This window comes from Labrenzia sp. CP4, from assembly GCF_001579905.1.
GTDB lineage: Bacteria > Pseudomonadota > Alphaproteobacteria > Rhizobiales > Stappiaceae > Roseibium > Roseibium algicola.
Map to the genome: position 1 here is coordinate 5,799,078 of NZ_CP011927.1, position 23,136 is coordinate 5,822,213.

Consider the following 23,136-nt stretch of genomic DNA (forward strand, 5'->3'; position numbering starts at 1 on the left):
TCAGACCTTCTCCACTTCCGGCTTGCCGAGCAGGCCTTCGGGCATGAAGATCAGCACGATCGCCAGGATCGAGAAGGCGGCAACGTCCTTGTACTCGACCGAGAAATACCCGGACCAGAAGGTCTCGATGAGGCCGATCAGCAACCCGCCGAGCATGGCACCCGGCAGCGAGCCGATACCGCCAAGAACCGCAGCGGTGAAGGCTTTCACGCCGGCCAGGAAGCCGATGTAGAAGTCGATCACGCCGTAGTAGAGTAGGAACATCAGGCCGGCGACGGACGCAAGGCCTGCGCCCATGACGAAGGTCAGCGAGATCGTCCGATCGACGTTGACACCGACGAGCGACGCCATCTTGCGATCCTGCTCGCAGGCGCGCTGCGCACGGCCTAGAGAGGTCTTGTTGATCAGGAAGGTGAAGCCGACCATCAGAACGACGGTCACCACGATGATCAGGATCTGCGTGTAGGACAGCTGCACGATGAAGCCGGTTCCGTCCGGTCCGCCGTCGCTCAGCGTGAAGCCGCCGGAGATCAGGGGCTGCAGAGGCTTGTTGCGCGCGCCCTGCGAGATCTGAACGAAGTTCTGAAGCGTGATGGAAGCGCCAATCGCGGTGATCAGCGGTGCCAGGCGGAAGGAGCCGCGCAGAGGGCGGTAGGCGATCCGCTCGACCGTCCATCCCCAGGCCGCCGTCAGGGCCATCGAAATGACCAGGACACCGATCAGCGCCAGAATGAGGAGCGCCACTGGCAGGCCTGCCGTGATGCCGAAAGCGACGATGAAGATCAGCGCGATGAAGGCGCCGACCATGAAGATGTCACCATGGGCGAAGTTGATCATCCCGATGATGCCGTACACCATCGTGTAGCCAATGGCGATCAGGCCGTAGATCGACCCTAGCGTCACGCCGTTGATCAGCTGCTGTAGAAAGTAATCCATATTCTTTTTGTTACCCCCGGAAGCCATTGCTGCTTCTTTGAACGAGGCATTTTTGCCTTCATTAAAGCTTCATTAGCAAGTCACGCGAGGTGAGACAATTCCTCTCGTATCCGGCAAAAGATAAAAATAAAAGATTTCCTCTTTTCGAACTTTGAGGAAATTTATTCCACTTTTTAAAAAATCAGGTCAGAAAAATCCGGCCCGGGCGGTACGGTTTCCTTTATCCGTCAAACCGACCAGGTGAAGTCTTTCCGGACAGTCTTGTCTCTCCGGAAGTTCCTCCGATAATGTCCCTTGAATCAATCATGGGCAACACCTTGCACGACACCGGCACACAGCAGCTTCAGTTCCTGACCACGAAGGAAGTGGCCGACCTTTTGCGGGTCAAGGAACGCAAGGTTTACGACCTTGCCGCCGCCAACGAGATCCCGCATCGGCGAATCACGGGCAAACTCCTGTTTCCCGCAGCCGAACTGCGGTCCTGGATCGAAGGTCCGACTGCCGCCGCGACACCTGAACGCCCGGGCGTTCTGGCCGGATCACACGACCCCCTGCTGGACTGGGCGGTTCATGCCTCCGGATGCGGACTGGCCATGCTGTGCAACGGCAGCGCGGACGGTCTGAACCGCTTTGCCGCCGGAGACGCCGCCCTTGCCGGCCTGCATCTGCCGGAAGAAAACGGCTGGAATGTCGCGTCAATCAGCGAACTGGGCCTGAAGGACGCGGTCTTGATCAGCTGGGCATCCCGCAAACGCGGTCTTCTGGTTTCCCGGGAGGCTGCACCGGCTGTTCGATCCGTTGCCGATCTGAAAGGCAGGCGCGTTGCCATGCGCCAGCCGGGCACCGGCACTGCCCTCCTGTTTTCCAGGCTGCTTGCCGATGCCGGCCTGAGCGAAGCAGATCTGACCACCGGCCCTGCCACCGCCCACACGGAAAACGATGCGGCGTCGGCCGTTGCCGCCGGTGAAGCCGATGCCGCGCTCGGCATCGAAACCGCGGCAAGACCTTTCAAGCTGGCCTTCGTGCCGCTGGCCGAGGAATGCTTCGACCTGCTTATCGATCGGCGCTCCTTTTTCACCCCGCCTGTTCAGATGCTGTTCGAATTTGCACGAACGTCAGAGTTCCGGGACAAGGCCGCGGCGCTCGGCGGTTATGACCTGGCCGGCCACGGCTCCGTCCGCTGGTTGTCCGCTTGACCCGCGCCGCCTTCAGTGTTCCGGCATATATTCAGGAAAGACAACGATGAGCGATATCCGCCCGCATGAAATTTCGGTTCCGATCCAGGAACCGGACGATGCAAGGCTCTTCTTCATCGGCAGGATCCACACCCCTTGGAAGGACCGCAAGGATTGCCCGCGCCAGGGCAAGGTGGACGGACCGGAGTGCCGGATCGAGATTTTCGAGCCCTGGGTCCCGGCACTGAAGGGCATCGAAGAATACGACAGGATTGAACTGCTTTACTGGCTCGACAAGGCCCGGCGGGACCTCATCGTCCAGAACCCGGCACATAGCGACAACATTTTCGGTACCTTTGCCCTGCGCTCGCCCGTCCGGCCGAACCCGATCGGCACCGTTCTGGCAAAACTCGTTTCCGTCGATGGTCCGAACCTGATCGTGCGCGGGCTTGACTGCCTCGACGGCACCCCGCTTATCGACCTGAAACCTGACCGCTGTGCTTTCACACCGAAAGCGCCGCCGAAGGACTGAACACTTCACTTGCCCTCTTCGGTCACCTTGACAAGCTCTGCCCGGACCTGACAATCCGGCCCAAAATTCGCGCCCCGACTGGCGCCCTGGGAGGAATTCATGCCTACGGAAACCCCTGCCGGCGAAACCGGTATCAACGACGTCGTCTCGATCGAGATCAACGGCTCTGTCGGCCTCATCGCTCTCGACAATCCGCCGGTGAATGCTGCCTCCCACGCGATTCGCTCCGGCTTGTGGCAGGCAGTGGAAACGCTGCAGCAGACCGACGGCGTTGAGGTGATCGCGCTTTATGCCAAGGGACGGACCTTCATTGCCGGTGCCGACATTCGGGAATTCGGCAAGCCGCCGCTCGACCCGTGGCTGCCCGAACTGTGTAACTTCATCGAAAGCGCCTCCAGGCCGATCGTCTGCGTCCTGCACGGCACCACGCTTGGTGGCGGCCTGGAAGTTGCCATGTCGTGCCACGCCCGTGTAGCCTTGACGGGATCCAAGGTGGGCTTGCCGGAAGTGACGCTCGGCATTCTGCCGGGCGCCGGCGGCACCCAACGCGCCCCCCGGCTTGCCGGTATCGCGACGGCTCTCGACATGATTACCGGCGGTAAGCCTATGGGTGCCGACGAGGCCCTGGCCAACGGCCTGATCGACCGGATCGTTGAAGGCGATCCGCGTGACGTTGCCCTCTCCTCCGCCAAGGATCTTCTGGCCGGTGATCTGCCGAACCGCAAGACGGGCGATCTGACCGCCGAACCGGATCCCGCCGCCATCGAGGCGATGCGGGCAAAGCTCGCCAAGAGCCAGCCGCTGCTGTTCTCGCCGCACAAATGCGTCGATGCCGTCGAAGCCTGCCACCTGCCGATCCGCGACGGCATGAAGGAAGAGCGCCGGCTCTACGAGGAATGCATGGCAAGCCCCCAGCGGGCCGGCCTGATCCACGCCTTCTTTTCCGAACGCGCCGTCACCAAGATCCCCGAAGCCACCGCGACCACGCGCGAGATCAACTCTGTCGGTGTCATCGGCGGCGGCACCATGGGCTCCGGCATCGCAACTGCCATCTTGCTAGCCGGCCTGCCCGTAACCTTGACCGAACGCGACCAGGACGGACTTGACCGCGGTGTTGCGACGATCACCAGGAACCTTGACGGTGCGGTCAAACGCGGCAAGCTTTCGGAAGCTGGCCGCGACGACATTCTGGCCGCGAAACTCGGCACCTCGACGGATCTTGGCGCGTTATCGGATGCAGATCTCGTCATCGAGGCCGTTTTTGAGGACATGGGCGTCAAGCGCGACATCTTCCAGACGCTGGACAAGGTCTGCAAGGCAGGCACCGTGCTTGCGTCCAACACATCCTATCTCGACATCAACGAGATCGCCGCGACGACCTCCCGTCCGCAGGATGTCATCGGCCTTCACTTCTTCTCGCCCGCCCACGTAATGCGGCTTCTGGAAGTGGTGGTTGCCGACAAGACCGGCGACGACGTGGTTGCAACCGGCTTCGCACTGGCCAGGAAACTGAAGAAGATCGCCGTGCGCTCGGGCGTCTGCGACGGCTTCATCGGCAACCGCATCATGACCTTCTACAAGAAGGCAGCCGATTACATGATGATGGATGGCGCCTCGCCGGAACAGATCGACACAGCCATGCGCGGCTTCGGCTTTGCCATGGGGCCTTACCAGGTGGCCGACCTTGCCGGGCTCGACATCAGCTGGGCAGCCAACAAGCGCCGCGCCGCCACCAGACCCGCCGAGGAACGCTATATTCCGATTGCCGACCGTCTTTGCGAAACCGGCTGGTTCGGACGCAAGACTGGTCAGGGTTTCTACATCTACGATGATCAGGGTTCCCGGCCGAACCCGGAAGCGCTCGCTATCATCGACACGGAACGGGAGAAAGCCGGTGTCACACCGCGCAGCTTCACGGAAGATGAAATCGTCAGCCGCTTCATGACCGCGATGATTTCCGAAGCCGTGCGCGTTCTGGAGGAAGGCATCGCGCTTCGCCCGATCGACATCGACGCCGTCTTCCTCAACGGCTACGGCTTCCCGCGTTTCCGCGGCGGCCCGCTGCACACGGCAGATGTCATCGGCGCGGGTGAATTGGTTCGCCGGATCGAAGAGTATGCCAAGGAAGACGCCTACTACTGGAAAGTCCCTGCTCTCCTGCGGCAGATCGCCGAAACTGGTGGAACCTTTGCGGAGATGAACGCGAAGGGCTGACCAAGGGCGGCAAGCCGCGCCGCTGCGCGCGGTGTTGATGAGGAAAAGCATACGCCACCACACAAGATGTCACCCCGGACGAGCCTCTTGCGGCTTTCTGGAGGGTGTCTAGCCTTGTCGGGCCGCCTTCAAGCCGCCAGCGGCGTAGTGCGGAACGCTCTCGCCCAGCTTCAAACCGAGCTCCGGATTGGAGGCATTTCCGTCGAGGGCGCGTTTCTTGACGCCCTGCAGGATCGCCCCCATGCGGAAGAAGGCGAAGGCCAGGTAGAAACCGAAACCCGGAATGCCGGTGAGCCCCATGCGGGCGCAGTAAGCGTCGATGAAGTCCTGGTCTTCCGGAATGCCCAGCGACTTCCGGTCAACACCGGCCAGCCCTCGGCCTTCGGTGCCGGGCGGGTGCTGCCACTGCATGATCAAGGCTGCCAGGTCCGCAAACGGATGGCCAATGGTCGACAGTTCCCAATCGAGCACGGCAACGCAGGCTGGCCCATCTACCGCGAACAAGAGGTTGTCGATGCGATAGTCGCCATGCACCAGCGTGCGCCGTCCGTCGTCTTCGGGCACATTGGCGTCTAGCCAGGCAATGAGTTCGTCCATCGCGGGAATAGGGCCGGTTTCACTTGCCCGGTATTGCTTGGTCCAGCGGTCGATCTGGCGGCGGTAGTAATTCCCGCCGGGGCCGTAGTCGGCAAGCTCGCGCGCTTCCAGATCAATCCCATGGATGGCCGCCAGGACGCGGTTCAACTCGTCATAGATGCCGCGCCGTGTTTGCGGATCCAGATCCGGCAAGCGCGGTTCATCGAAGTTGCGGCCCCGGACGAGATCCATGACGTAGAACGCAGACCCGATCACGCTGTCGTCCTCGCACAGGACATGCATGCGTGCGACCGGCACATCCGACCCGGCCAGCGCCTTTTGCACGCGGAACTCACGCTCGACCGCGTGCGCTGATTTCAGCAGCACGCCGGGTGGTTTGCGGCGAAGGACATAGTCACCAGACGCTGCGCTGAGCCGGAACGTGGGGTTGGACTGCCCCCGGTTGAACTTCTCGGCCTTGAGCGGGCCCTTGAAGCCGGGAAGAGCCCCTTCCAGCCAGCTACCTAAGGCCGTGAGGTCGAGGTCCGTGCCCAAGGTCATGAGCGGGATGTCCGTGTGGTGAAACCCATTCCTTGAACCAGTCCATCGGCCGCTTTCTTCCCCACCTCCTCATCCTGAGGAAGCGCGCAGCGCTGTCTCGAAGGATGGGCGGCAAACTCTGGAGCAAGGGGCCCATCCTTCGAGATGCCGCAAGGGCGGCTCCTCAGGATGAGGAGATGGGGAGGCAAGGCGTCGTGGCGGTCGCTCCTGATTGAAAGCTGAAGAAAGTCCATCCTCACAGCTTCCCGTTGGAATATTTCCGCAGCTCCGTGCGCGCAACCTGGCGACGGTGGACGGCGTCGGGACCGTCGGCAAAGCGCAGGGTGCGCAGGTGTGTCCACATGGCCGCCAACGGAAAGTCTTGGCTGATACCGGCGGCGCCATGCACCTGCATGGCCTCGTCGACCACCTTCAGGGCGGTGAGGGGCGCCACCACCTTGATCTGGCTGATCCACGGCTGCGCGGCACGGGTGCCCTGTGTGTCCATCACCCAGGCTGCCTTGAGGCAGAGCAGACGGGCCATTTCAATTTCCATGCGCGCATTGGCGATGATGTCGTAATTGGCGCCAAGATCCATCAGCTTCTTGCCAAAGGCCTCCCGGCCCATCGCTCGCTTGCACAGAAGTTCCAGCGCCTTTTCCGCCTGGCCGATGGCCCGCATGCAGTGGTGAATGCGACCCGGACCAAGGCGTCCTTGTGCAACCTCGAAACCCCGACCTTCGCCCAGCACGAGGTCTTCCTGCGGCACCCGCACATTGGTGAAGCGGATGTGCATGTGGCCGTGCGGCGCATCGTCGGCGCCGAAGACATGCATCGGCCGCAGCACTTCGATGCCCTCGGCATCCGCCGGGGTCAGGAACATGGAATGGCGGCTGTGCTTGTGGGCGTCCGAATCGGTTGCGGCCATGACTATGTAGAGCGCGCAGCGCGGATCGCCCGCACCCGTTGCCCACCACTTGTCGCCATTCAGCACCCAGGCATCGCCATCGCGCACAGCCGTCAGCGCGATGTTGGTGGCATCCGAGGAGGCAACATCGGGCTCCGTCATCAGATAGGCCGAGCGGATATCGCCCCGAAGCAGAGGCTTCAGCCACTTTTCCTTGTGAGCCTCGGTGCCGTAGCGCTCCAGCACTTCCATATTGCCCGTGTCGGGGGCATTGCAGTTGAAGACTTCCGCGGCGATGCCAACCTTGCCCATTTCCTCGGCCAGATAGGCATATTCCACGGTCGTCAGGCCGAAGCCTTTTTCGCTGTCCGTCAGCCAGAAATTCCAGAGCCCACGTTCCTTGGCCGTGGCCTTGAGGCTGTTCAGAATTTCAAGCTGGCGCTCCGTCATCCGGAACCGATCACCGGACGGGTGACGGCCGACTTCCTCGTGATATTCCCGGTCGAGAGGAGCGATTTCGGTTTCCACCATCTGGCGCACCTGCTCGATCAGCGGCCGCACCCGTTCGGTCATTCCAAGATCCATCACTTCCCCCTAACAGATATCGGCGCGCAGCCGCTCAATGGCGGCGCGGTATTCGGTTTCCAGGCGCTCGACCACGGCGGCTGCCGGCCCGACAGACTTGATCGCGCCGATGCCCTGGCCAGCGCCCCAGATTTCCCGCCAGGCCTTCGGCTTGGGACTGTCGTCCGGCATGACGCTGACGTCCCACTCGTCCGGCAAATGATCGGGATCAAGACCGACCTTGCGAATGGAGCCTTTCAGGTAGTTGGCCGGATGTCCGGTAAAGAGCGAGGACGTCAGCACGTCCTCGGCCCCGCCTGCGACCATCATGTCCTTGTAGGTCCGGTCCGCGTTGGCTTCCTCCGTGGCAACGAAAGGCGAGCCGACATAGCCGAGGTCGGCGCCCAGAACGCGGGCCGCGAGCAGGGCTTCGCCGGTGGAGATGGCCCCGCCCAGAAGCAGCGGACCGTCGAACCATTCCCGGATCTCGCGCACCAGCGCGAAAGGTGACTGCGGGCCACCGTGACCACCTGCCCCTGCCGCCACCGCAATCAGCCCGTCGGCGCCTTTTTCGACGGCCTTTTTTGCGTAGGTGTTGTTGATGACATCATGCAGGGCGATGCCGCCGCAGGAATGGGCCGCCTCGTTCACCTCGACCCGCGCGCCCATGGACGTGATCCAGACTGGCACCTTCCACCGCGTGCAGATTTCGACATCCCGCTCCAGTCGCTCATTGGACCGGTGGACGATCTGGTTGACCGCGAAAGGCGCGGCAGGCCGATCCGGATTTTCCTGGTTGTGCCGGTCCAGCGCTTCGGTGATCTCCTTCAGCCAGGCTTCCAGAACAACCGGACCGCCAGGCTCGTCCCTTGCGTTGAGCGCCGGAAAACTGCCGACAATCCCGGCCTTGCACTGGGCGATCACCAGCTTCGGACAGGAGACGATAAAGAGTGGTGCCGCGACAGCCGGAAGCCTCAAGCCCTGCAAAGCCTTGGGAAGGGATCTTGCCTTCAACATGATTTGTCCGCCTCTTCTTCCAGGTAGAACCGATTGAGCCATTCGGCGACCAGCGCAGGCCGCTTGCCGTTCTCGATCTCCACCGTCGACTGCCAGACGATATCAACCTCTTGCGGTTTCGGCCTTGAAAGACGGGCGAGGACAAACCGCCCGCGGACCCGGCTGCCCACCTTTACGGGTGCAAGAAAACGCACCTTGTCGAAACCGTAATTGATGCCCATCGTTGCGCCCTTGATCTTCGGCTGGGCTTCAACCCCCATCGCGGAGAGGAGCGACAGCGTCAGAAAGCCGTGCGCGATCGTACCTTCGAAAGGTGTTTCCGCCGCCCTTTCAGGATCAACATGGATGAACTGGTGGTCCTGCGTCACCTCGGCAAAAGCGTCTATCCTGGCCTGGTCGATCAGGTACCAGGAAGACACGCCAACCTCCGTTCCGACAAGCGTTTCCAGCTCGCTTGCGGCAAGGGTGCGTGACAGCGTATCAGCGCTCACTCAATAGGCCTCCTGGAAGAGGTCTGGCCCGGTTTCCACATTGATACCACCGCTGATAGGCAGGATGGCGCCGGTGATATAGGCCCCGCCTCGCCCGCACAGATATTGCATGGCGGCTGCGATATCCTCCGGCCGGCCGACACGACCGAGTGGCACCTGGGCTCCCACACGCGAGCGGACATCCTCGTCCGCCGTTGCAAAGGCCGTCATGTTGCTGACGAAAGGTCCCGGGGCCAGCGCATTGACTGTGATCCGCCGTTCCGCCAGCTCCTTGGCAAGGATCCGCGTCAGATGATGAACAGCAGCCTTGGAAGCCGCATAGCTGTAGGCCCTGTCGCCATGGGCCGTTTCCCCCATGACCGAGCCGACGTTGACGACCCGTGCAGGATCGTCGTCGCTCGCGCCAGCTTCCAGAAGCGGCAAAAGGCCTTGCGTCAGCTGGAACAACCCCGTGACATTCACCCGCATCACCCGTTCCCAGGCGTGATAGGGAAAGTCGCCAAGCGGCTGGCCCCAGCTTGTGCCGGCATTGTTCATCAGAATTTCCAGGCTGCCGGTGCGCTTGCCGATTTCGCCCACCAGCGCCGCAACACCTTCTTCCGTTGCAACGTCCCCGGCAAAGCCTTCCGCCTTTCCGGAATAGCCGAGCGCGTTCAGCTCTTCGGCAGCCGCCTGGCAGGCTTCCAACTTGCGGCTGGCGATCATCACCCGCGCACCCGCGGCCATCAGCCCCTCTGCGGCCATGCGGCCGACCCCGGTCGCGCCGCCCGTGACCAGTGCCGTTTTGCCGCCAAGGCCGAACAAGTGATCAGGCGTCATGCGGTGCCTCCGGAAACTGTTTTCTTAGGGTGAGTTTCGACACCTTGCCCGTTGCCGTCATCGGCAATGTATCGACGAAGACGACGTCATCCGGCACCTGCCATTTGGCGACCCGTTCCGCCAGATGGCAGAGGATCTCCTCCTTCTGTGGCTGCGCCTCGTCCGACGGCTGAACGATGAGCAGCGGACGCTCGTCCCACTTGGCGTCGGGTACCGCGATCACCGCACAATTCGCCACACCCGGATGGGACATGACGATGTTTTCCAGGTCGAGCGAGCTGATCCATTCGCCGCCCGACTTGATGAGGTCCTTGGAACGGTCCGTGATCGTCAGGAAGCCTTCAGGACTGATGGCGGCGATATCGCCGGTGCAGAACCAGCCTTCCTTGTCGAACACGGGTTTCGAGGCTTCCGGATCCTCGTAATAGCCGGAAGTGATCGTGTTGCCGCGCACATAGAGATGGCCCGGGGTCGTTCCGTCATGCGGCAGGCGATTGCCGGCATCATCGACGATCTTCATGTCGACACCGAAGATCCGCCGCCCCTGGCTCTGCTTCCTGTCGATGCGCTGGTCGAACGGCAGATCCGCCATCTCCGGCGGCAGGTTGCACTGGGTGCCGAGCGGGCTCATCTCCGTCATGCCCCAGGCATGGCAGACATTGATGCCCTGTTTTTCGAAGGCCTCGATCAGAGAACGCGAGGCAGCTGATCCGCCAACGACGATATCGCCGAAGCCTTCGGGAATGCGGCCGCGCTGGCGGATCTCGTTCATGAGACCTATCCAGACAGTCGGCACACCCCAGGCGGAGAAGACCTTTTCGCGGTCCATCAGGTCGAACAGGCTTTTGCCGTCCAGTGCTCCGCCCGGAAAAATCAGGCTGGAGCCGGAAAGCGGCGCGCCATAAGGCAGGCCCCAGGCATTGACGTGAAATAGCGGCACCACCGGCAGGATGCGCGAGCCCTCGTTAAGGACCCGGGGAATGGTCACGCACATGTCGTAGGCGTGCAGCACCGTGGAGCGATGCGAATAGAGCGTGCCCTTCGGATTGCCTGTCGTGCCGGAAGTGTAACAAAGCCCGGCGGCCTGATCCTCGTCGAAATCCGGCCAGTCGATTTCACCCGGCTGTCCGTCAAGGATTTCCTCGTAACAGAGCACACCTTCCAGTTTCGTTTCGGGCATATGCGCACGATCCGTCATGATGACGATCCGCAGATCTGCCGGAAAATGCGGCCGCAGCTTTTCAACAATCGGCACGAAGGTGAGATCAACGAACAGCACTCGGTCCTGGGCGTGATTGACGATATAGATCATCTGTTCCGCTGAAAGCCGCGGATTGATGGTGTGGCAGATGGCGCCGATGCCGGAAATTGCATAATAGAGCTCGAAATGGCGGTAGCCATTCCAGGCAAGTGTCGCCACCCGGTCGCTTTCAGCGATGCCGAGTGCCTTCAGGCCATGTGCCAGCCGGGCGATCCGGCCGGCGGTTTCCTTGTAGGTGGTGCGGTGAATATCGCCTTCCGTTCTCACGGACACGATCTCACCGGCCGGATAGGTATCCGCTGCAAAGGTGATGAGGTCCGCGATTTTCAGCGGACGGTGCATCATCATTCCCTTCATGTGTTTCCTCCCAGAACACGGCCGCTTCATACGGTCCCTCAAAGGGTTGAAGGGGAAGCCTAGCGCGCGGCTGACGCGCTGGAAAGGTCAATTTCCTCGGATGGCTTTTCCCGAAACCCTTTGACAGCGGCAGGCACATGCGCCAAACCCTGCCCAACCCAAGAGGAATGGTTGAGACCCCTTCATGACCCAGAAACTGGTCATTGCCGTTTGCACCGCGCAGCGGCCGAAAATGCTGCAGGCGTGCCTGGATAGCCTCGACAATCTGATCGCGCCCGCGAACACGCAGATGGCGATCGTCGTTGTGGAAAACGATCCCGTGCCGCATTTCACAGGTGCTGCAGCAGAAGATGTGAAGAAGAGGCTGTCTCTGCCGGTTTTCTTCCATCACGAAAAACGCAAGGGCATCCCCTTTGCCCGCAACACGGCCTTGAACGCGGCGCTGGAACACAATCCGGACTGGGTGGCGTTGATCGATGACGACGAACGCGCAGAACCGGACTGGATCGAGAAACTTCTGGCCGCCTGCCTGGAACACAAGGCCGAAGTCGCCAACGGCCCCGTGCGCCGGATTTATGAAAAGCCGGCCCCGCACTGGTGGAAATCGCAGCTCCTGAAGCCGCGGCCAACCGGCTCGATCATCACCGAAGCGCCGACCAACAACGTGTTGCTGAGCGGCCGCATCATCTCCCGGAACGGTCTTGGTCTGCGGTTCGACGAACGCCTGACCTTCGGCAGCGAGGATATCGACTTCTTCCGCCGCACCCATGCGGCTGGCGCAAAGATGATCTGGGTGGATGATGCCTTTGTCGAGGAGGACATTCCGGCCTCACGCGTCACCACCGGCCGCCTGCTGAGCCGCATGCACATGGCGGCAACCTCCGGCGCGTTCAACATCGTGCTGCGCGAAGGCCGGCTGAAAGCCGCCCTGCATTTCATTCCCAAAAGCCTGCGGCGCATGTTCTTCGGGCTCTTGGCGACAATCGTCGGTTTCGTGCTGAAACCCTTCGCCAGAAAGCGCGGCGAGAAACTCTTCTACTATGGCCTGATCCGTCTCATGAAAGGCTCGGGAAACCTGCGAGGACTTCTGGGCCGGGCGCATAACTACTACGATGTGATCGATGGTCACTGACACGCAGATGCAGCCGAAAAAACTCGCCCATATTCATCTTGGCGTTGATGGCGGAGCAGAACGGTTCTTCGTGCGTCTGACAGGCGCCCTTGCCCGGCGGGGCGTGGAGCAGATCGCCTTCATCCGAAAGGACCGGCCCTGGCGCGACGACCTTGCCAGACACTGCGATGTGCGCGAGATGACCTTCAGCCGCTCGCACCTGAAACGCCATGTCATCCGCTGGGACATTGCCCGCCAGATCAAAACATTCGGCGCGCGTTCCACCATGGGCTGGATGAGCCCGGCCAGCAAATGGATGCCGAAACCCGGCCCGAACATGCGCACCTTCCTGCGCCTTGGCGACTGGCCGGACGGCTTTCACACCTATGGCAATGTCGAGGACCTGATCGGCAACACGCCGGAGATCATCCGCCAGGCCATCGAAATGGGCTGGCCTGCGAAACGTGCCCATGTGATCAGCAACTTTGTCGATCCGTTGCCCGCGGATCTGAAGCCGGTCGACCGGGCAGACTACAACACGCCCGAAGACGCCACGGTGCTGATCCACCTCGGCCGCTTCGTCGAACGCAAGCGCTTCGACCTTGCCATTCAAACGGTCGCCGGCCTGCCGGAGACCGTTCATGCCTGGCTGATCGGCGACGGTGAGCTGACGTCCGACATGAAGGCCCTGGCATCAAACCTCGGCGTTCAGGACCGCGTCCACTTTCTCGGCTGGCAACGCGACCCCTCGCCTTTCCTGAAAGCTGCCGATATCCTGCTGTGCCCGACCGACGAAGAACCGCTCGGCAACGTTGTCCTGGAAGGCTGGACCGCCGGGCTGCCCGTTGTCGCCACCGCCTCACCGGGCCCAAGCTGGCTGATCGACCACGGCAAGACCGGGCTGTTGTCCCCCTGCGGGGAGGTTGACGGGCTGGTGGGGTCGGTCAAACAGCTGCTCGGCAAGCCGGATCAGGAAAATGCATTGGTTGACGGTGGCAAACGCCGCCTGGAAGGCCAGTTTTCCGAAGAAGCCATTTGCAAGACCTATTCCACAGTGCTTTTCGAGAGCTGATACCGATTACCGCAAGGCAACCCACGCAGGCGCCAACATGAAAAAGAAAAAAAGATTATACAATTTCATCGTCCGTCACCCGAACCGGCGCACCTTCGCGAAGCTTTTCAATTGGTATGTCACCTTCTCGAATGCGCTGCGGAGCAAGAAGCGCTGGAACATCAAGGTTGTTTCAGATGAGCCGGTCTTCCGCGTTCGGGACGATAAGGGCCAGGAGATCTCCTTTCTTCACAGCGAGCGCGTCGGCTTCTACCGTTACGGTGTTCAACCGAGAACCAAGGGTCTTCTGGACGACTATTTCATCGACCCGGCAACGATTTCAGACGGTGACGTGGTCATCGATTGCGGTGCGAACATAGGCGAGGTCGGCCTCGGATTGCGCCTTGAAGGCAAGTCCGTCCGCTACATCGCCTTCGAACCCGGCCGGGACGAGGCAGCCTGCTGCCAGCTCAACAACCCGGATGGCGTTGTCGAACAACGGGCCCTTTGGTACGAAAAGACGACGCTCAAATTCTACGAAAAATCGGACACGGCCGATTCCTCTCTGATCGAGTTTTCCGGCTACGGCTCTGTTGTCGAGGTCGAGACGACCACACTCGACGACTACTGCGAAGAAAATGACATCCGTTCAATCAAACTACTGAAGATCGAAGGCGAAGGGGCAGAACCCGAAATCCTCAAAGGTGCTGCAAAGATCCTGGACCGCGTCCAATACATCTGCGTCGACTGCGGCCCCGAACGCGGCCTCACCAAAGAACCCACACTGCCAGCCGTGTGCCATTTTCTGGTTGAACAGGGGTTCAGGTTTGAAAAGATTTCAACGAAGAGACTGACTGCGTTGTTTGTGAGAGACCTTGATACATTTTCGAAATTTTAGATATGTAATTTATATCGCTATCTTCTTAGTGATAAAATTTGGATCACATAGGTTTTCAATCTACAGACAAATCCAATCTGCTGGTATTAAATCAACATTTTTAATAGTTTGAGACTTAAACCATCGACTAGGCGCAATTACTCGCTTATTAGACTTTGAGTTTAGCCACGCTCCCCACCAACTGAAAGTGCTATTGGCTATTATGTGACCATCACAAGCAGCCATCATATACAGGTCTTCATAATCTTTACCATCTACATCCGGCTCAACTAGTATTGTCTTTTGATCAAAACGTATATTTCGTTTAACCCAATCTGGATCGTCAGAAAAAACAAAGTACGTCACATCTTCAAAGTAATTTTTAATACTATTAGCTGCAGTTTTGTACCATTCTGGCTCGCAGGTTCCATGTATATTGTTAGCTTTAATATTACTTACGTAATCCCCACGCCGTATGTGTACCGAAATTGGTGAACGGGCGCTTTTTATTTCGTTCAATATTTCTTTTCGTTTTTCGGAAATTTTCTCATTTGGCTGGAATTCTTCTAATATTTTGCTTCTAATATTTTTGAAGTATTTTTCACTTTGCCAATATCCAATGAAGTACGCATCTTTTTTTACGTTCATGATATTCGGATTAAAATATAGTGCTTTTTCTTTAACAATTTTTACTTTATTAGATGAAATGAATGGGATCGAAATCCTTTTCTTGGCTCCGAAAATCTGTTCGACCTCTTTTTGAGCAACAATTTCATACCGTGTATTTAATTTATCAAGTAAAAAATTGTGCGTGTTATAAGTCTGGTATGCTGAAATATCTAATTTAAGGTTTTTTCCTGATATCTCTGATAGAGAACGGCCTAACGCATACTGAAACATCTGGTTACCGAGACCGCCAGTTATCCGAACTATTATCAATTTTTTACTTTCGTTGTTTCTAAAATCATTTCCGAAGCGGGTAATTTAATTATTCTATCCAACGACCGGTATAGGCAATATTAGCCAAGCTCCTAAGGATCGAATCTTTCATTCGAATTAACCGGGCCTCTCGACGAAACTTAGCTGATCGACTTCCTCGTCGCTCACCTTGCCAGATTTCTGATTTGGCCGCAGACATTCCCATGTGGTGAACGGGGTATGGTTGAACACCGAAACTGCCTACACCATGCTTCCAAAAACGGTCTAGGTGAACATCAACAGGTTCAAACCAAACCTTTGCAGCATTAACAAGCTTTTTCGCTGCCACTGGGGAAATCATATAAGCTGATGTACCATGAGGGCCTCTTTTGAATCGAACGATTCTCATGCCAGTTTCTGATTTTTTACAAATTGCAATTTTTCTATGTTTGTGAGCAGAAAATCTAATCAACCCAAATCTTTTGATTTCCTGTTCTGCAAATTCCATTGCCGCAGTAAAATTTTGGCATAAATTAATATCATCCTCTAAGATGAGCATATTTATATTTTCTTGAATTGATTTTTCCCACAATAGGAAATGACTAGCGTAACAACCTAGTTCTCCTGCAGACAATTCAAAACCATGATTTCTTAGAGAACGTCGTCTATCGTATCGCTCAAAAAGCTCATGACATTCTAATTTACCATCAACAGCTTCAAAGAATTCAAAATTCACATTTTCAGATTCAAGCTTTGTTTTCATATCGAGACGCCTTTCTCTTGAACGCCTCAAGTTCACCACATAAGTTTTCGTTTCAAAATTCATCTACATTTCTCTGGACGTCACATTTATCATGAAATAAATGATATCACAAAAAAATATAAATTTCATTCACTACTGTCAAAAAATGTTTGACTTCGGCCTTGCACTAGGTGATGGAATGCGAAAATCTAGTCGTTAGCGACTTTTTGCAATAAAATCCTGATAAAGCTTTGATCTTTTTATCTCGTGAATAGCTTTTTTTGCATCATCATAATCTAGAGCCCACCACTCACTTTGGAGAACTAGTGCCTGAATGCTTGGTGGAAATCTATATCTAATGATACGCGCGGGAGAACCGGCTACTATTGCAAAATTGGGTACATCGGCATTCACAAAAGAACTAGCTCCTACCACTGCGCCGAAGCCGATCGTTACACCGCGCCTGACCACCGCATTAACAGCAATCCACGCATCGCTGCAAACTAAACTATCACCTTGGGTAAGCAACTTGTAGGGCTCATCATAGAAAAGGCTGCTGGTAGAAATTTCATTTAATATATGCTCACCAGCGCCGATAGATACGTTATTTGCTATCGAAACATAATTCTGGATGGTTGCCTTGGTAACATCGCAACGATCGCCAATGTAGCAATAACTCCCCACCACAGTATCTCGACTTATCCGAGCACTAGTTTGTATCTTTGTTGTGCTATGGAAACGATCAGGTACTGTTTTTCGTTTTTTAAAAATCTTCATTTCCGCTCCCTCATCAGAAAAATCTCTGCACGAGGCGTTTTCGCATTCTTTTTAATACAGATTTATTCTTTCGAAAAAATCTTTCAGAGTTTATTTTCTTTCTCCGTCTCGACCCGCAATTTTCAAATTGAGCGCTCCTCAAGACATTAGTTAATACTGCAAATATATTATATTCATATAGAACTTTTCGGCGACTTTCTTTAAGATCAGCGACTTCAATCTCTGACACTTCTTTGCTAATTATACATTCTATTTTTTTTATTGAGTTTTGAATATCGTAAACATCTATTTCTTTATATGAATTTGCTTCAAAGTAATCGCTTATGTTGGGACATCCGTGATAAATTGGAAGCGTCATCGTTAAGTAAGAGTCAGATATTTTTTCGGTCCAATAGTCTTTGATGGCGCAATTTTCTAAAGCTATATGATATTTATAGTCTGACAAGACCGTCATTTTGTCTGGAAAAGTATTAATATTCCTGCCGAAGTAATCAATTTTTTCTCCAAAATACTCCTTCAATGCTTCCACAAATCGCAACCTTGCTCTATGTTCCTCCGTGAAGGCTTTATCCGATGAGACTACGGACACAAGTTTACTTTTCTTAGGTGAAAAATTTTCAAAAAAATCAAAATTCAAAGGCTTTTTCAGTAACGCACCTTGGTTTGACCAAGCTCCAACCAACCAAGGCAAGCCAGTTTGGCCGAATTGCACAGCTCCATGTTTACAGCTTCTATCCGTGGTTAAAACGAGATCAAACTGTGACAGAAATTCACTTTCATATGTCTTGACGTTAGAAGGTTCCGAAGCAACGAATACACAACTTTTCGCACTAATATTTCCACAATAATGATCAGGGAGACCATCAAACACAATCAACACATCGCATTTTTCGAAATCACCTGAAAATATGAATTCAATGTCGCCCCAAACAGGGATAGACTGCGGAAATTGTCGTTCCCAATGCCAATCTTGAGCAGAAGATAAGAAACCAGCAGTTTTCATTATTGGCTCCAACAGAAACTTGAATTAGAAAATTTATTATAATACATGCTATATACTTTTTCTCTCAAAAAAGCCAATTCTTTTACATATTTTAAAAGTTCTTCTATTTATCTATTTGTTTTAAAACTAATTCCAGTAGATTCAACTCCTCATTCATCGGATAATGATGATTTCCGATAAAGAAACCATGGCGGTCGAGTTCGTTTGCATTTTTTAGCTCGCCATAAATTGAATAGTCAAACCACGTCATCGCTTCGTTTTTCGTAAAGTTACCCGCCACTATGGGGCGCACTTCGATACCTGACTTGTTCATTGCAGCAATGATCTGCCCTCGATCATAGCCCATGTCTGATTTGACTGTGAATGCGAACCCAAACCAGCTGCTCTGGCCAATTTCCCGTTGAATTCTCAGGAATGGGTATTTTTCCATCAAATCACGAAACTTTTCAGCATTCCTCCGACGCTCAAGCACCATATCTGGAAGCTTCTTAAGTTGTTCAAGCCCTATTGCGCCACTCATCTCCAAAGGGCGTACATTGTATCCAGGTAAAATGAACCGGAACGATTCCTCGAAAGGATTATCGCTCATTGGGGCGACATGATTTTCTTTTGGTAAGTTACGCGTCCAACCGTGTGCACGAAGGCAAAGAAGAATATGATATAATTCTTCGTCGTCGGTAGTGATCAAGCCACCTTCCATTGTGGAGATGTGATGGCTGAAGAACGAACTGTAACTTCCCATGAGTCCGAACGTACCAGCTTGTTTGCCATCAAAAAGTGCACCTAAAGACTCGCAGTTGTCTTCTAGTAGCAAGATGTCCCTGCCTTCGAGAATTTTGTTTATAGCTGCAAATTCATTGGGATTTCCGAGTAGATTTACAACCATGATGACTTTAGTTGCGGGCGTAATTGCCCCTTCCAACTGTTCCAAGTCGTAATTCAGAGTTTCGGCATCGACGTCAACGAACCTAAGTTTCAGCCCATACTGATAAAGGGGATAATAGGTAGTACTCCAGGATACTGCCGGAACAATTACTTCCGTGCCCGGCAGAATGGGTGCGTTCGACCTATATCGCAACGCCGCAACCATGAGCAAATTTGCAGAAGAGCCGGAATTGACCATGACTGCATGATTGCTGCCTACAAATCTTGCAAACTCCTGTTCAAACTCCGCGACTTTTTTCCCCATTGTGAAAATGCCGGACTCAATTACTCGCTGAAGCGCCTCATATTCACGCTCGTCCCAGGTTGTACTTGCAAGTGGGTAATTCATTTCATTCTCCAAGGGACAGGAAATATTCGTAGGTCTGGCGAATACCGTCATTCAGGCTCGTCTTGGGCTTCCAGCCCATTTCGGACTGCAGACTGACATCTAGCAATTTTCGCTTCATGCCAACCGGCTTGGTCGGATCATGCGTAAATTTGCCGGAATAGCCTATAACATTAGATGCTATCTCGTAGTATTCGTTAATGGTGAAGTCTTTTCCAACACCAACATTTGCTACCGTCGGCAGCTTCTCAAACTTACCCAAGAAGAAAACTATTGCGTCCGCCAAGTCCTCTGCAAACATGAATTCTCTGCGCGCTTCTCCTGTTCCCCAGATCTCAACCGTTTTGTTTTTAGCAAGTGTTGCCTGATGAATTTTGCGTATGACAGCAGGGACCAAATGGGAGACAGCAGGATCAAATTTATCGAAGCGTCCATACAAGTTGCATGGAATTATTGTTTTATATTGAAACTCCGGCGTTTCACGAACGATGTATTCGCAAAGCCTTGCAACGGCACACTTGGCAAGAGCGTAGCCCTCATTAGTGGGTTCCAATGAGGCGCTGAGAACTTGAGCTTCTTTGAGGGGCGTGTCCAGATCCTTGGGATACATGCAAGAACTGCCGATATTCAGGAGTTGAGGAACCCCTGCAGACCGAGCAGCCGTAATCAAGTTGCTGCCCATATTCCAATTGTCGGTCAAAAAGCGGACTGGGCTCCCGATATTGGCTTGAATTCCGCCAACGACGCCGGCGGCGTGCACAATGATGTCCGGCTTCTCTCGCTTCAGAAATGCTTCGGTTTGGTCGAAATCCAGAAGATTGAGTTTCGAGCTGTCGGGAGCAATAAATTCAAGGTTGTCGGGGCACTCATGCGCGAGCAAGTTCTTTCCAACCATACCGGAACCGCCGGTCAGCAAAACTCTTGGCATTATAGTTCGAATCCCTGAAGCATTTAAGGCTAAGGCTTCATTTCCCGCAGATCGCTTGTAACCATTTCCGAAATGAGATCGCGAACACTTCGATCATGCTTCCAGCCCAGTCTTTCGAATGCTTTCGTGGCATCACCAAGTAGTAGATCGACTTCGGTCGGACGGAAGTACCGAGGGTCGATCTCAACAACAACCTTTCCGGTTGCCGCATCGATCCCTTTTTCATCTACCCCGGAACCTTGCCAATCTAACGCGATATCTACTTCAGAGAATGACCAATTAACAAAATCACGCACCGAGGTAGTCTTGCCTGTCGCCAGAACATAATCATCCGCCTTGTCCTGCTGCAGCATCAGCCACATGCCGCGGACATAGTCTTTCGCATGCCCCCAGTCGCGTTCGGCGTCCAGGTTACCAAGGTAGAGCTTGTCCTGAAGGCCCAGTTTGATCGCGGCGGCGGCGCGGGTGATCTTGCGGGTCACGAAGGTTTCGCCGCGGATCGGGCTTTCGTGGTTGAAGAGGATGCCGTTGCTGGCGTGCATGCCGTAGGCTTCGCGGTAGTTGACGACGATCCAATAGGCGTAGAGCTTTGCTGCGGCATAGGGGCTTCTTGGATAGAAAGGTGTGGTTTCCGACTGCGGAACTTCCTGTACCTTGCCGTAGAGCTCAGACGTGGATGCCTGGTAGAAGCGCGTTTTCTCGCTCAATCCGAGAAGCCGGATGGCCTCGAGCAGGCGCAGGGTACCGAGGGCGTCTGCGTTTCCCGTATATTCCGGGGTCTCAAAGGATACCTGAACGTGGCTCTGCGCGGCGAGGTTATAGACCTCGTCCGGCTGCGTTTCCTGCATGATTCGGATGAGGTTCGTGGAATCCGTCATGTCACCATAGTGCAGGTGCAGCTTCACATCACGGTCGTGCGGGTCCTGATAGAGATGATCGATCCGTCCTGTGTTGAACGACGATGACCGTCTTTTGATGCCGTGAACCGTATAGCCTTTCTCTAGCAGCAGTTCTGCGAGATAGGCGCCGTCCTGGCCAGTGATCCCCGTGATGAGAGCTGTTTTTTGCATCGGACTCTTTTGTTTCAATCCAGTTCCGTGAGTGCTTCTTCAACAAGCAATGCGGACGTGAGTTTCATTTCTGCGGCGCTGGTGTTTGACAGAGTTCGCAAACGGTGGGTCATTCGCTGGCGTCCGACCGGCACCTCAATTCGCACCGAAGATTCCGGGCGTTATAGTCGGTTCCAAAATCAAAAGAAAGAGAACCCTGACTTCCGAGTGCGTTGAACATGCACTGGCAACAGCAAAAGTCATAATGATATAGCAGCCCGCAGGTCAAAGATCGCTGGCGTTCGGGCTGATGGCTTGGCATAACCGCGACGGCAACGAACCGCCAGGCGATTTCAAACACAGGTGGATTAACGGTGGTCACTTCCGGCTTCGTTTGCAGACAGGTTTGATGACAGACGCAGTGAAAATCGACGTACTCCTCGTTTCGGGGGCAAGGCCTGCGCTGTTGGAGAAAACTCTGGCAAGCTTTTCACAGCGGTTGTTCAGGCATTTCGAGATCGGAACGCTTTACGTCAACATCGATCCCTTTGAAGGCGGACCTGTGGAGGTTGATGCCTGCGAGGAGATCTGCAAACAGCATTTCGCCAATGTCGTCACCCGCAAGCCTGACAAGCCTCACTTTACAAAAGCAATCCGCTGGCTCTGGCGACAGCCGGCTGCGGACTGGTGCTTCCACCTGGAAGACGACTGGGTGCTGAACCGGGAGGTCCGCCCAGAAGAAGTCAATAAGGCAATGACACGCGACGTTCGCCAGATCAGCCTGATGACCCGGGAAAAGAACTGGGGCTATCGGTCCTTCTATCATTATGAACCCGGCCGCAGGACATTCCTCGGAATGGATCTTGGCAAGGGTCTCAACAAGAAGCGGCCGATCTTCGGAACCAGCCCCTCCTTCCTGCGCAGCGATTTCGCCGCAAGATGTGCCGAGCTGATGGATGAGACACTCGATCCGGAAAAACAACTGAACTACATGAACCCAGACCTGAATGCCTTTACCGCACAATTCAGGAACAGGTTCATCGGCGCGCGGCGAGACTATGTGGCGATCGACATCGGCCGGGAACACCGCGATGCACTTGGGATAACCAAGGAAGTTATCGATGGAAACAGCGTCTGGAGCCGGACAGAGTAAGGCGCATCTTCAAGCCCACAAAATACTCTCGCACTAAGGTCAGCTGAAAAAGACGTTCCGTGTTGCTGGCGTATCGAAATCGAAGCCGAACAGTTCGATTTCGGTTTTGTACCAGTCGGCGACGATCTCGATATTCCTGTCGGTGTAGAATTTTCGCTGGTCGGCACGGGCATTGCGGGAGATATTGCGCTGTTCGAGCGTGTCATCTGCCCCAAGATATCTTGCCAGTTCCGGACCCAGTTTTTCCTGACGCAGGATATTGACCGCCACCTGCCCCCTCTCGTCGATCACATAGTCGCTTTGCGGGTACCAGCCGAGCGAGGCGCGGTGCCAGAAGAAATCAACCTTGCCCCACTCGTGGCGCGTCTCCAAAAATTCCTCGAACCCCTTCACCGTCAGATCGAATTCCGCCTCGTGGGATCCGCTTGTCTGTAGGTAGAACTTGAATCTGGAAAAAGTCCGTGCCCAGGGGTTGCGAACAACCGCAAAAGGCACCGTGCCGGCACGCACCGAAAGGTCGATATCCCGCAGCCGGGCATGTTCGTAGCCTGGATGAAGCCCGCGATCCCTCATGAAGGTCATCAGCGCGTTTGCATAAGCCTTGCTTTTCAGGCGGCGCCGGTTGGCAAGAACCAGATTGCCTTCCAGCGCCTTGGCATGGCGCACCGACATGCCGCCGTTCTTGGGAATGTGGACGAGCAGGTGTTTCTTCGGCACCAGCCCCAGCCTGGCAGGCGCGAACTTGAGGAAATTCTTGAGCTGGTATTCGTCCATGCTGTCCGTCTCTTGAAAGCCGTGCCCTGCGCCTTCCCGCACCTTGCATGCCTGACGGAAAGACGTCGTTTCTGCCTGCTGCCGGGCGCGGCGA

Annotated in this window: 22 protein-coding genes; 7 read left to right on the forward strand and 15 right to left on the reverse strand. The window is 55.4% G+C overall.

The features are described from left to right. The gene (locus ACP90_RS26655) at nt 1-936 is read right to left on the reverse strand and encodes a branched-chain amino acid ABC transporter permease (protein WP_022999209.1); all 936 of its coding nucleotides are present in this window, start codon (nt 934-936) and stop codon (nt 1-3) included. Nucleotides 937-1,223: 287 nt separating this feature from the next. Here ACP90_RS26655 and ACP90_RS26660 point away from each other — a divergent pair, with 287 nt between their 5' ends. From ACP90_RS26660 to ACP90_RS26670, 3 genes are all read left to right on the forward strand, one after another. Continuing rightward, nucleotides 1,224-2,132 carry a helix-turn-helix transcriptional regulator gene (locus ACP90_RS26660; protein ID WP_208993410.1) on the forward strand — a complete coding sequence of 303 codons (909 nt, stop codon included), beginning with the start codon at nt 1,224-1,226 and terminating at the stop codon, nt 2,130-2,132. 46 nt (nt 2,133-2,178) lie between these two features. After that, nucleotides 2,179-2,643: a tRNA (N6-threonylcarbamoyladenosine(37)-N6)-methyltransferase TrmO gene (gene tsaA / locus ACP90_RS26665; RefSeq protein WP_022999211.1), complete on the forward strand. Its 465-nt coding sequence runs from the start codon at nt 2,179-2,181 to the stop codon at nt 2,641-2,643. 99 nt (nt 2,644-2,742) lie between these two features. Beyond that, the gene (locus ACP90_RS26670) at nt 2,743-4,857 is read left to right on the forward strand and encodes a 3-hydroxyacyl-CoA dehydrogenase NAD-binding domain-containing protein (protein ID WP_062491044.1); all 2,115 of its coding nucleotides are present in this window, start codon (nt 2,743-2,745) and stop codon (nt 4,855-4,857) included. Nucleotides 4,858-4,965: 108 nt separating this feature from the next. Here ACP90_RS26670 and ACP90_RS26675 read toward each other — a convergent pair whose 3' ends face one another. The 6 genes from ACP90_RS26675 to ACP90_RS26705 all read right to left on the reverse strand — a co-directional run bounded on the left by ACP90_RS26675 (nt 4,966) and on the right by ACP90_RS26705 (nt 11,389). Next, nucleotides 4,966-5,994 carry a phosphotransferase family protein gene (locus ACP90_RS26675; RefSeq protein WP_088665188.1) on the reverse strand — a complete coding sequence of 343 codons (1,029 nt, stop codon included), beginning with the start codon at nt 5,992-5,994 and terminating at the stop codon, nt 4,966-4,968. 235 nt (nt 5,995-6,229) lie between these two features. Beyond that, on the reverse strand, nt 6,230-7,465 hold the full coding sequence (locus tag ACP90_RS26685) for an acyl-CoA dehydrogenase family protein (RefSeq protein WP_062491048.1): 1,236 nt from the start codon (nt 7,463-7,465) through the stop codon (nt 6,230-6,232). 9 nt (nt 7,466-7,474) lie between these two features. Next, a complete protein-coding gene (locus ACP90_RS26690; protein ID WP_055656990.1) occupies nt 7,475-8,461 on the reverse strand; it encodes a nitronate monooxygenase family protein in 987 nt (328 codons plus the stop codon). Continuing rightward, the gene (locus ACP90_RS26695; RefSeq protein ID WP_082809868.1) at nt 8,455-8,952 is read right to left on the reverse strand and encodes a MaoC family dehydratase; all 498 of its coding nucleotides are present in this window, start codon (nt 8,950-8,952) and stop codon (nt 8,455-8,457) included. The genes ACP90_RS26690 and ACP90_RS26695 overlap by 7 nt, the downstream gene beginning before the upstream one ends. After that, nucleotides 8,953-9,771 carry an SDR family NAD(P)-dependent oxidoreductase gene (locus ACP90_RS26700; protein WP_062491050.1) on the reverse strand — a complete coding sequence of 273 codons (819 nt, stop codon included), beginning with the start codon at nt 9,769-9,771 and terminating at the stop codon, nt 8,953-8,955. It lies immediately after the preceding gene. Beyond that, nucleotides 9,761-11,389 (reverse strand): long-chain fatty acid--CoA ligase, encoded by a 1,629-nt coding sequence (locus ACP90_RS26705; RefSeq protein WP_062491051.1) that lies wholly within the window; start codon nt 11,387-11,389, stop codon nt 9,761-9,763. The genes ACP90_RS26700 and ACP90_RS26705 overlap by 11 nt, the downstream gene beginning before the upstream one ends. Nucleotides 11,390-11,573: 184 nt before the next feature. Here ACP90_RS26705 and ACP90_RS26710 point away from each other — a divergent pair, with 184 nt between their 5' ends. Genes ACP90_RS26710 through ACP90_RS26720 form a run of 3 tightly spaced genes read left to right on the forward strand, consistent with a single transcriptional unit; the run spans nt 11,574 to nt 14,449 of the window. Further along, a complete protein-coding gene (locus tag ACP90_RS26710; RefSeq protein ID WP_062491053.1) occupies nt 11,574-12,521 on the forward strand; it encodes a glycosyltransferase in 948 nt (315 codons plus the stop codon). Next, complete coding sequence (locus tag ACP90_RS26715) at nt 12,511-13,572, forward strand: glycosyltransferase (RefSeq protein WP_062491056.1); 1,062 nt, start codon at nt 12,511-12,513, stop codon at nt 13,570-13,572. Before ACP90_RS26710 ends, ACP90_RS26715 begins: the two co-directional genes overlap by 11 nt. Nucleotides 13,573-13,609: 37 nt before the next feature. After that, on the forward strand, nt 13,610-14,449 hold the full coding sequence (locus ACP90_RS26720; RefSeq protein WP_062491058.1) for an FkbM family methyltransferase: 840 nt from the start codon (nt 13,610-13,612) through the stop codon (nt 14,447-14,449). A gap of 60 nt (nt 14,450-14,509) precedes the next feature. On the opposite strand, the gene ACP90_RS28070 is transcribed toward ACP90_RS26720, so the two are convergent. The 7 genes from ACP90_RS28070 to gmd form a co-directional block, all read right to left on the reverse strand. After that, nucleotides 14,510-15,367, reverse strand: coding sequence for an alpha-1,2-fucosyltransferase (locus ACP90_RS28070; protein WP_082809870.1), 858 nt, complete (start codon nt 15,365-15,367; stop codon nt 14,510-14,512). 49 nt (nt 15,368-15,416) lie between these two features. After that, complete coding sequence (locus ACP90_RS28075; protein ID WP_082809871.1) at nt 15,417-16,172, reverse strand: glycosyltransferase family 25 protein; 756 nt, start codon at nt 16,170-16,172, stop codon at nt 15,417-15,419. Nucleotides 16,173-16,304: 132 nt separating this feature from the next. Continuing rightward, a complete protein-coding gene (locus ACP90_RS28345; RefSeq protein WP_145915855.1) occupies nt 16,305-16,865 on the reverse strand; it encodes a CatB-related O-acetyltransferase in 561 nt (186 codons plus the stop codon). A 13-nt stretch (nt 16,866-16,878) separates the two neighbouring features. Further along, the gene (locus ACP90_RS28080) at nt 16,879-17,868 is read right to left on the reverse strand and encodes a glycosyltransferase family 10 (protein WP_082809872.1); all 990 of its coding nucleotides are present in this window, start codon (nt 17,866-17,868) and stop codon (nt 16,879-16,881) included. Nucleotides 17,869-17,971: 103 nt separating this feature from the next. Continuing rightward, nucleotides 17,972-19,141, reverse strand: coding sequence for a DegT/DnrJ/EryC1/StrS family aminotransferase (locus ACP90_RS26725; protein ID WP_062491060.1), 1,170 nt, complete (start codon nt 19,139-19,141; stop codon nt 17,972-17,974). Between the two features lies 1 nt (nt 19,142). Beyond that, nucleotides 19,143-20,066 (reverse strand): GDP-L-fucose synthase, encoded by a 924-nt coding sequence (locus ACP90_RS26730; protein ID WP_082809873.1) that lies wholly within the window; start codon nt 20,064-20,066, stop codon nt 19,143-19,145. Between the two features lie 29 nt (nt 20,067-20,095). Then, entirely contained in the window at nt 20,096-21,136 is a 1,041-nt protein-coding gene (gene gmd, locus ACP90_RS26735) for a GDP-mannose 4,6-dehydratase (protein ID WP_022999225.1), read from the reverse strand. A gap of 388 nt (nt 21,137-21,524) precedes the next feature. Between gmd and ACP90_RS26740 the strand changes: the two genes are divergently transcribed. Next, nucleotides 21,525-22,268 (forward strand): hypothetical protein, encoded by a 744-nt coding sequence (locus tag ACP90_RS26740; protein ID WP_062491064.1) that lies wholly within the window; start codon nt 21,525-21,527, stop codon nt 22,266-22,268. A 39-nt stretch (nt 22,269-22,307) separates the two neighbouring features. Here the strand turns inward: ACP90_RS26740 and ACP90_RS26745 are convergent, their stop codons facing one another. Further along, nucleotides 22,308-23,042: a hypothetical protein gene (locus ACP90_RS26745; RefSeq protein WP_062491066.1), complete on the reverse strand. Its 735-nt coding sequence runs from the start codon at nt 23,040-23,042 to the stop codon at nt 22,308-22,310. Between the last annotated feature and the right edge of the window lie 94 nt (nt 23,043-23,136).

Bases quoted from the DNA above. Each gene is read 5' to 3' on its own strand.
- ACP90_RS28075 (WP_082809871.1), bottom strand. From the start codon at position 16,172: ATGAATTTTGAAACGAAAACTTATGTGGTGAACTTGAGGCGTTCAAGA.
- ACP90_RS26690 (WP_055656990.1), bottom strand. From the start codon at position 8,461: ATGTTGAAGGCAAGATCCCTTCCCAAGGCTTTGCAGGGCTTGAGGCTT.
- ACP90_RS26730 (WP_082809873.1), bottom strand. From the start codon at position 20,066: ATGCCAAGAGTTTTGCTGACCGGCGGTTCCGGTATGGTTGGAAAGAAC.
- ACP90_RS28080 (WP_082809872.1), bottom strand. From the start codon at position 17,868: ATGAAAACTGCTGGTTTCTTATCTTCTGCTCAAGATTGGCATTGGGAA.
- ACP90_RS26720 (WP_062491058.1), top strand. From the start codon at position 13,610: ATGAAAAAGAAAAAAAGATTATACAATTTCATCGTCCGTCACCCGAAC.
- ACP90_RS28345 (WP_145915855.1), bottom strand. From the start codon at position 16,865: ATGAAGATTTTTAAAAAACGAAAAACAGTACCTGATCGTTTCCATAGC.
- ACP90_RS26745 (WP_062491066.1), bottom strand. From the start codon at position 23,042: ATGGACGAATACCAGCTCAAGAATTTCCTCAAGTTCGCGCCTGCCAGG.
- ACP90_RS26685 (WP_062491048.1), bottom strand. From the start codon at position 7,465: ATGGATCTTGGAATGACCGAACGGGTGCGGCCGCTGATCGAGCAGGTG.
- ACP90_RS26675 (WP_088665188.1), bottom strand. From the start codon at position 5,994: ATGACCTTGGGCACGGACCTCGACCTCACGGCCTTAGGTAGCTGGCTG.
- tsaA (WP_022999211.1), top strand. From the start codon at position 2,179: ATGAGCGATATCCGCCCGCATGAAATTTCGGTTCCGATCCAGGAACCG.
- ACP90_RS26740 (WP_062491064.1), top strand. From the start codon at position 21,525: ATGACAGACGCAGTGAAAATCGACGTACTCCTCGTTTCGGGGGCAAGG.
- ACP90_RS26660 (WP_208993410.1), top strand. From the start codon at position 1,224: ATGTCCCTTGAATCAATCATGGGCAACACCTTGCACGACACCGGCACA.
- ACP90_RS26670 (WP_062491044.1), top strand. From the start codon at position 2,743: ATGCCTACGGAAACCCCTGCCGGCGAAACCGGTATCAACGACGTCGTC.
- ACP90_RS26700 (WP_062491050.1), bottom strand. From the start codon at position 9,771: ATGACGCCTGATCACTTGTTCGGCCTTGGCGGCAAAACGGCACTGGTC.
- ACP90_RS26725 (WP_062491060.1), bottom strand. From the start codon at position 19,141: ATGAATTACCCACTTGCAAGTACAACCTGGGACGAGCGTGAATATGAG.
- ACP90_RS26710 (WP_062491053.1), top strand. From the start codon at position 11,574: ATGACCCAGAAACTGGTCATTGCCGTTTGCACCGCGCAGCGGCCGAAA.
- ACP90_RS26715 (WP_062491056.1), top strand. From the start codon at position 12,511: ATGGTCACTGACACGCAGATGCAGCCGAAAAAACTCGCCCATATTCAT.
- ACP90_RS26705 (WP_062491051.1), bottom strand. From the start codon at position 11,389: ATGAAGGGAATGATGATGCACCGTCCGCTGAAAATCGCGGACCTCATC.
- gmd (WP_022999225.1), bottom strand. From the start codon at position 21,136: ATGCAAAAAACAGCTCTCATCACGGGGATCACTGGCCAGGACGGCGCC.
- ACP90_RS26655 (WP_022999209.1), bottom strand. From the start codon at position 936: ATGGATTACTTTCTACAGCAGCTGATCAACGGCGTGACGCTAGGGTCG.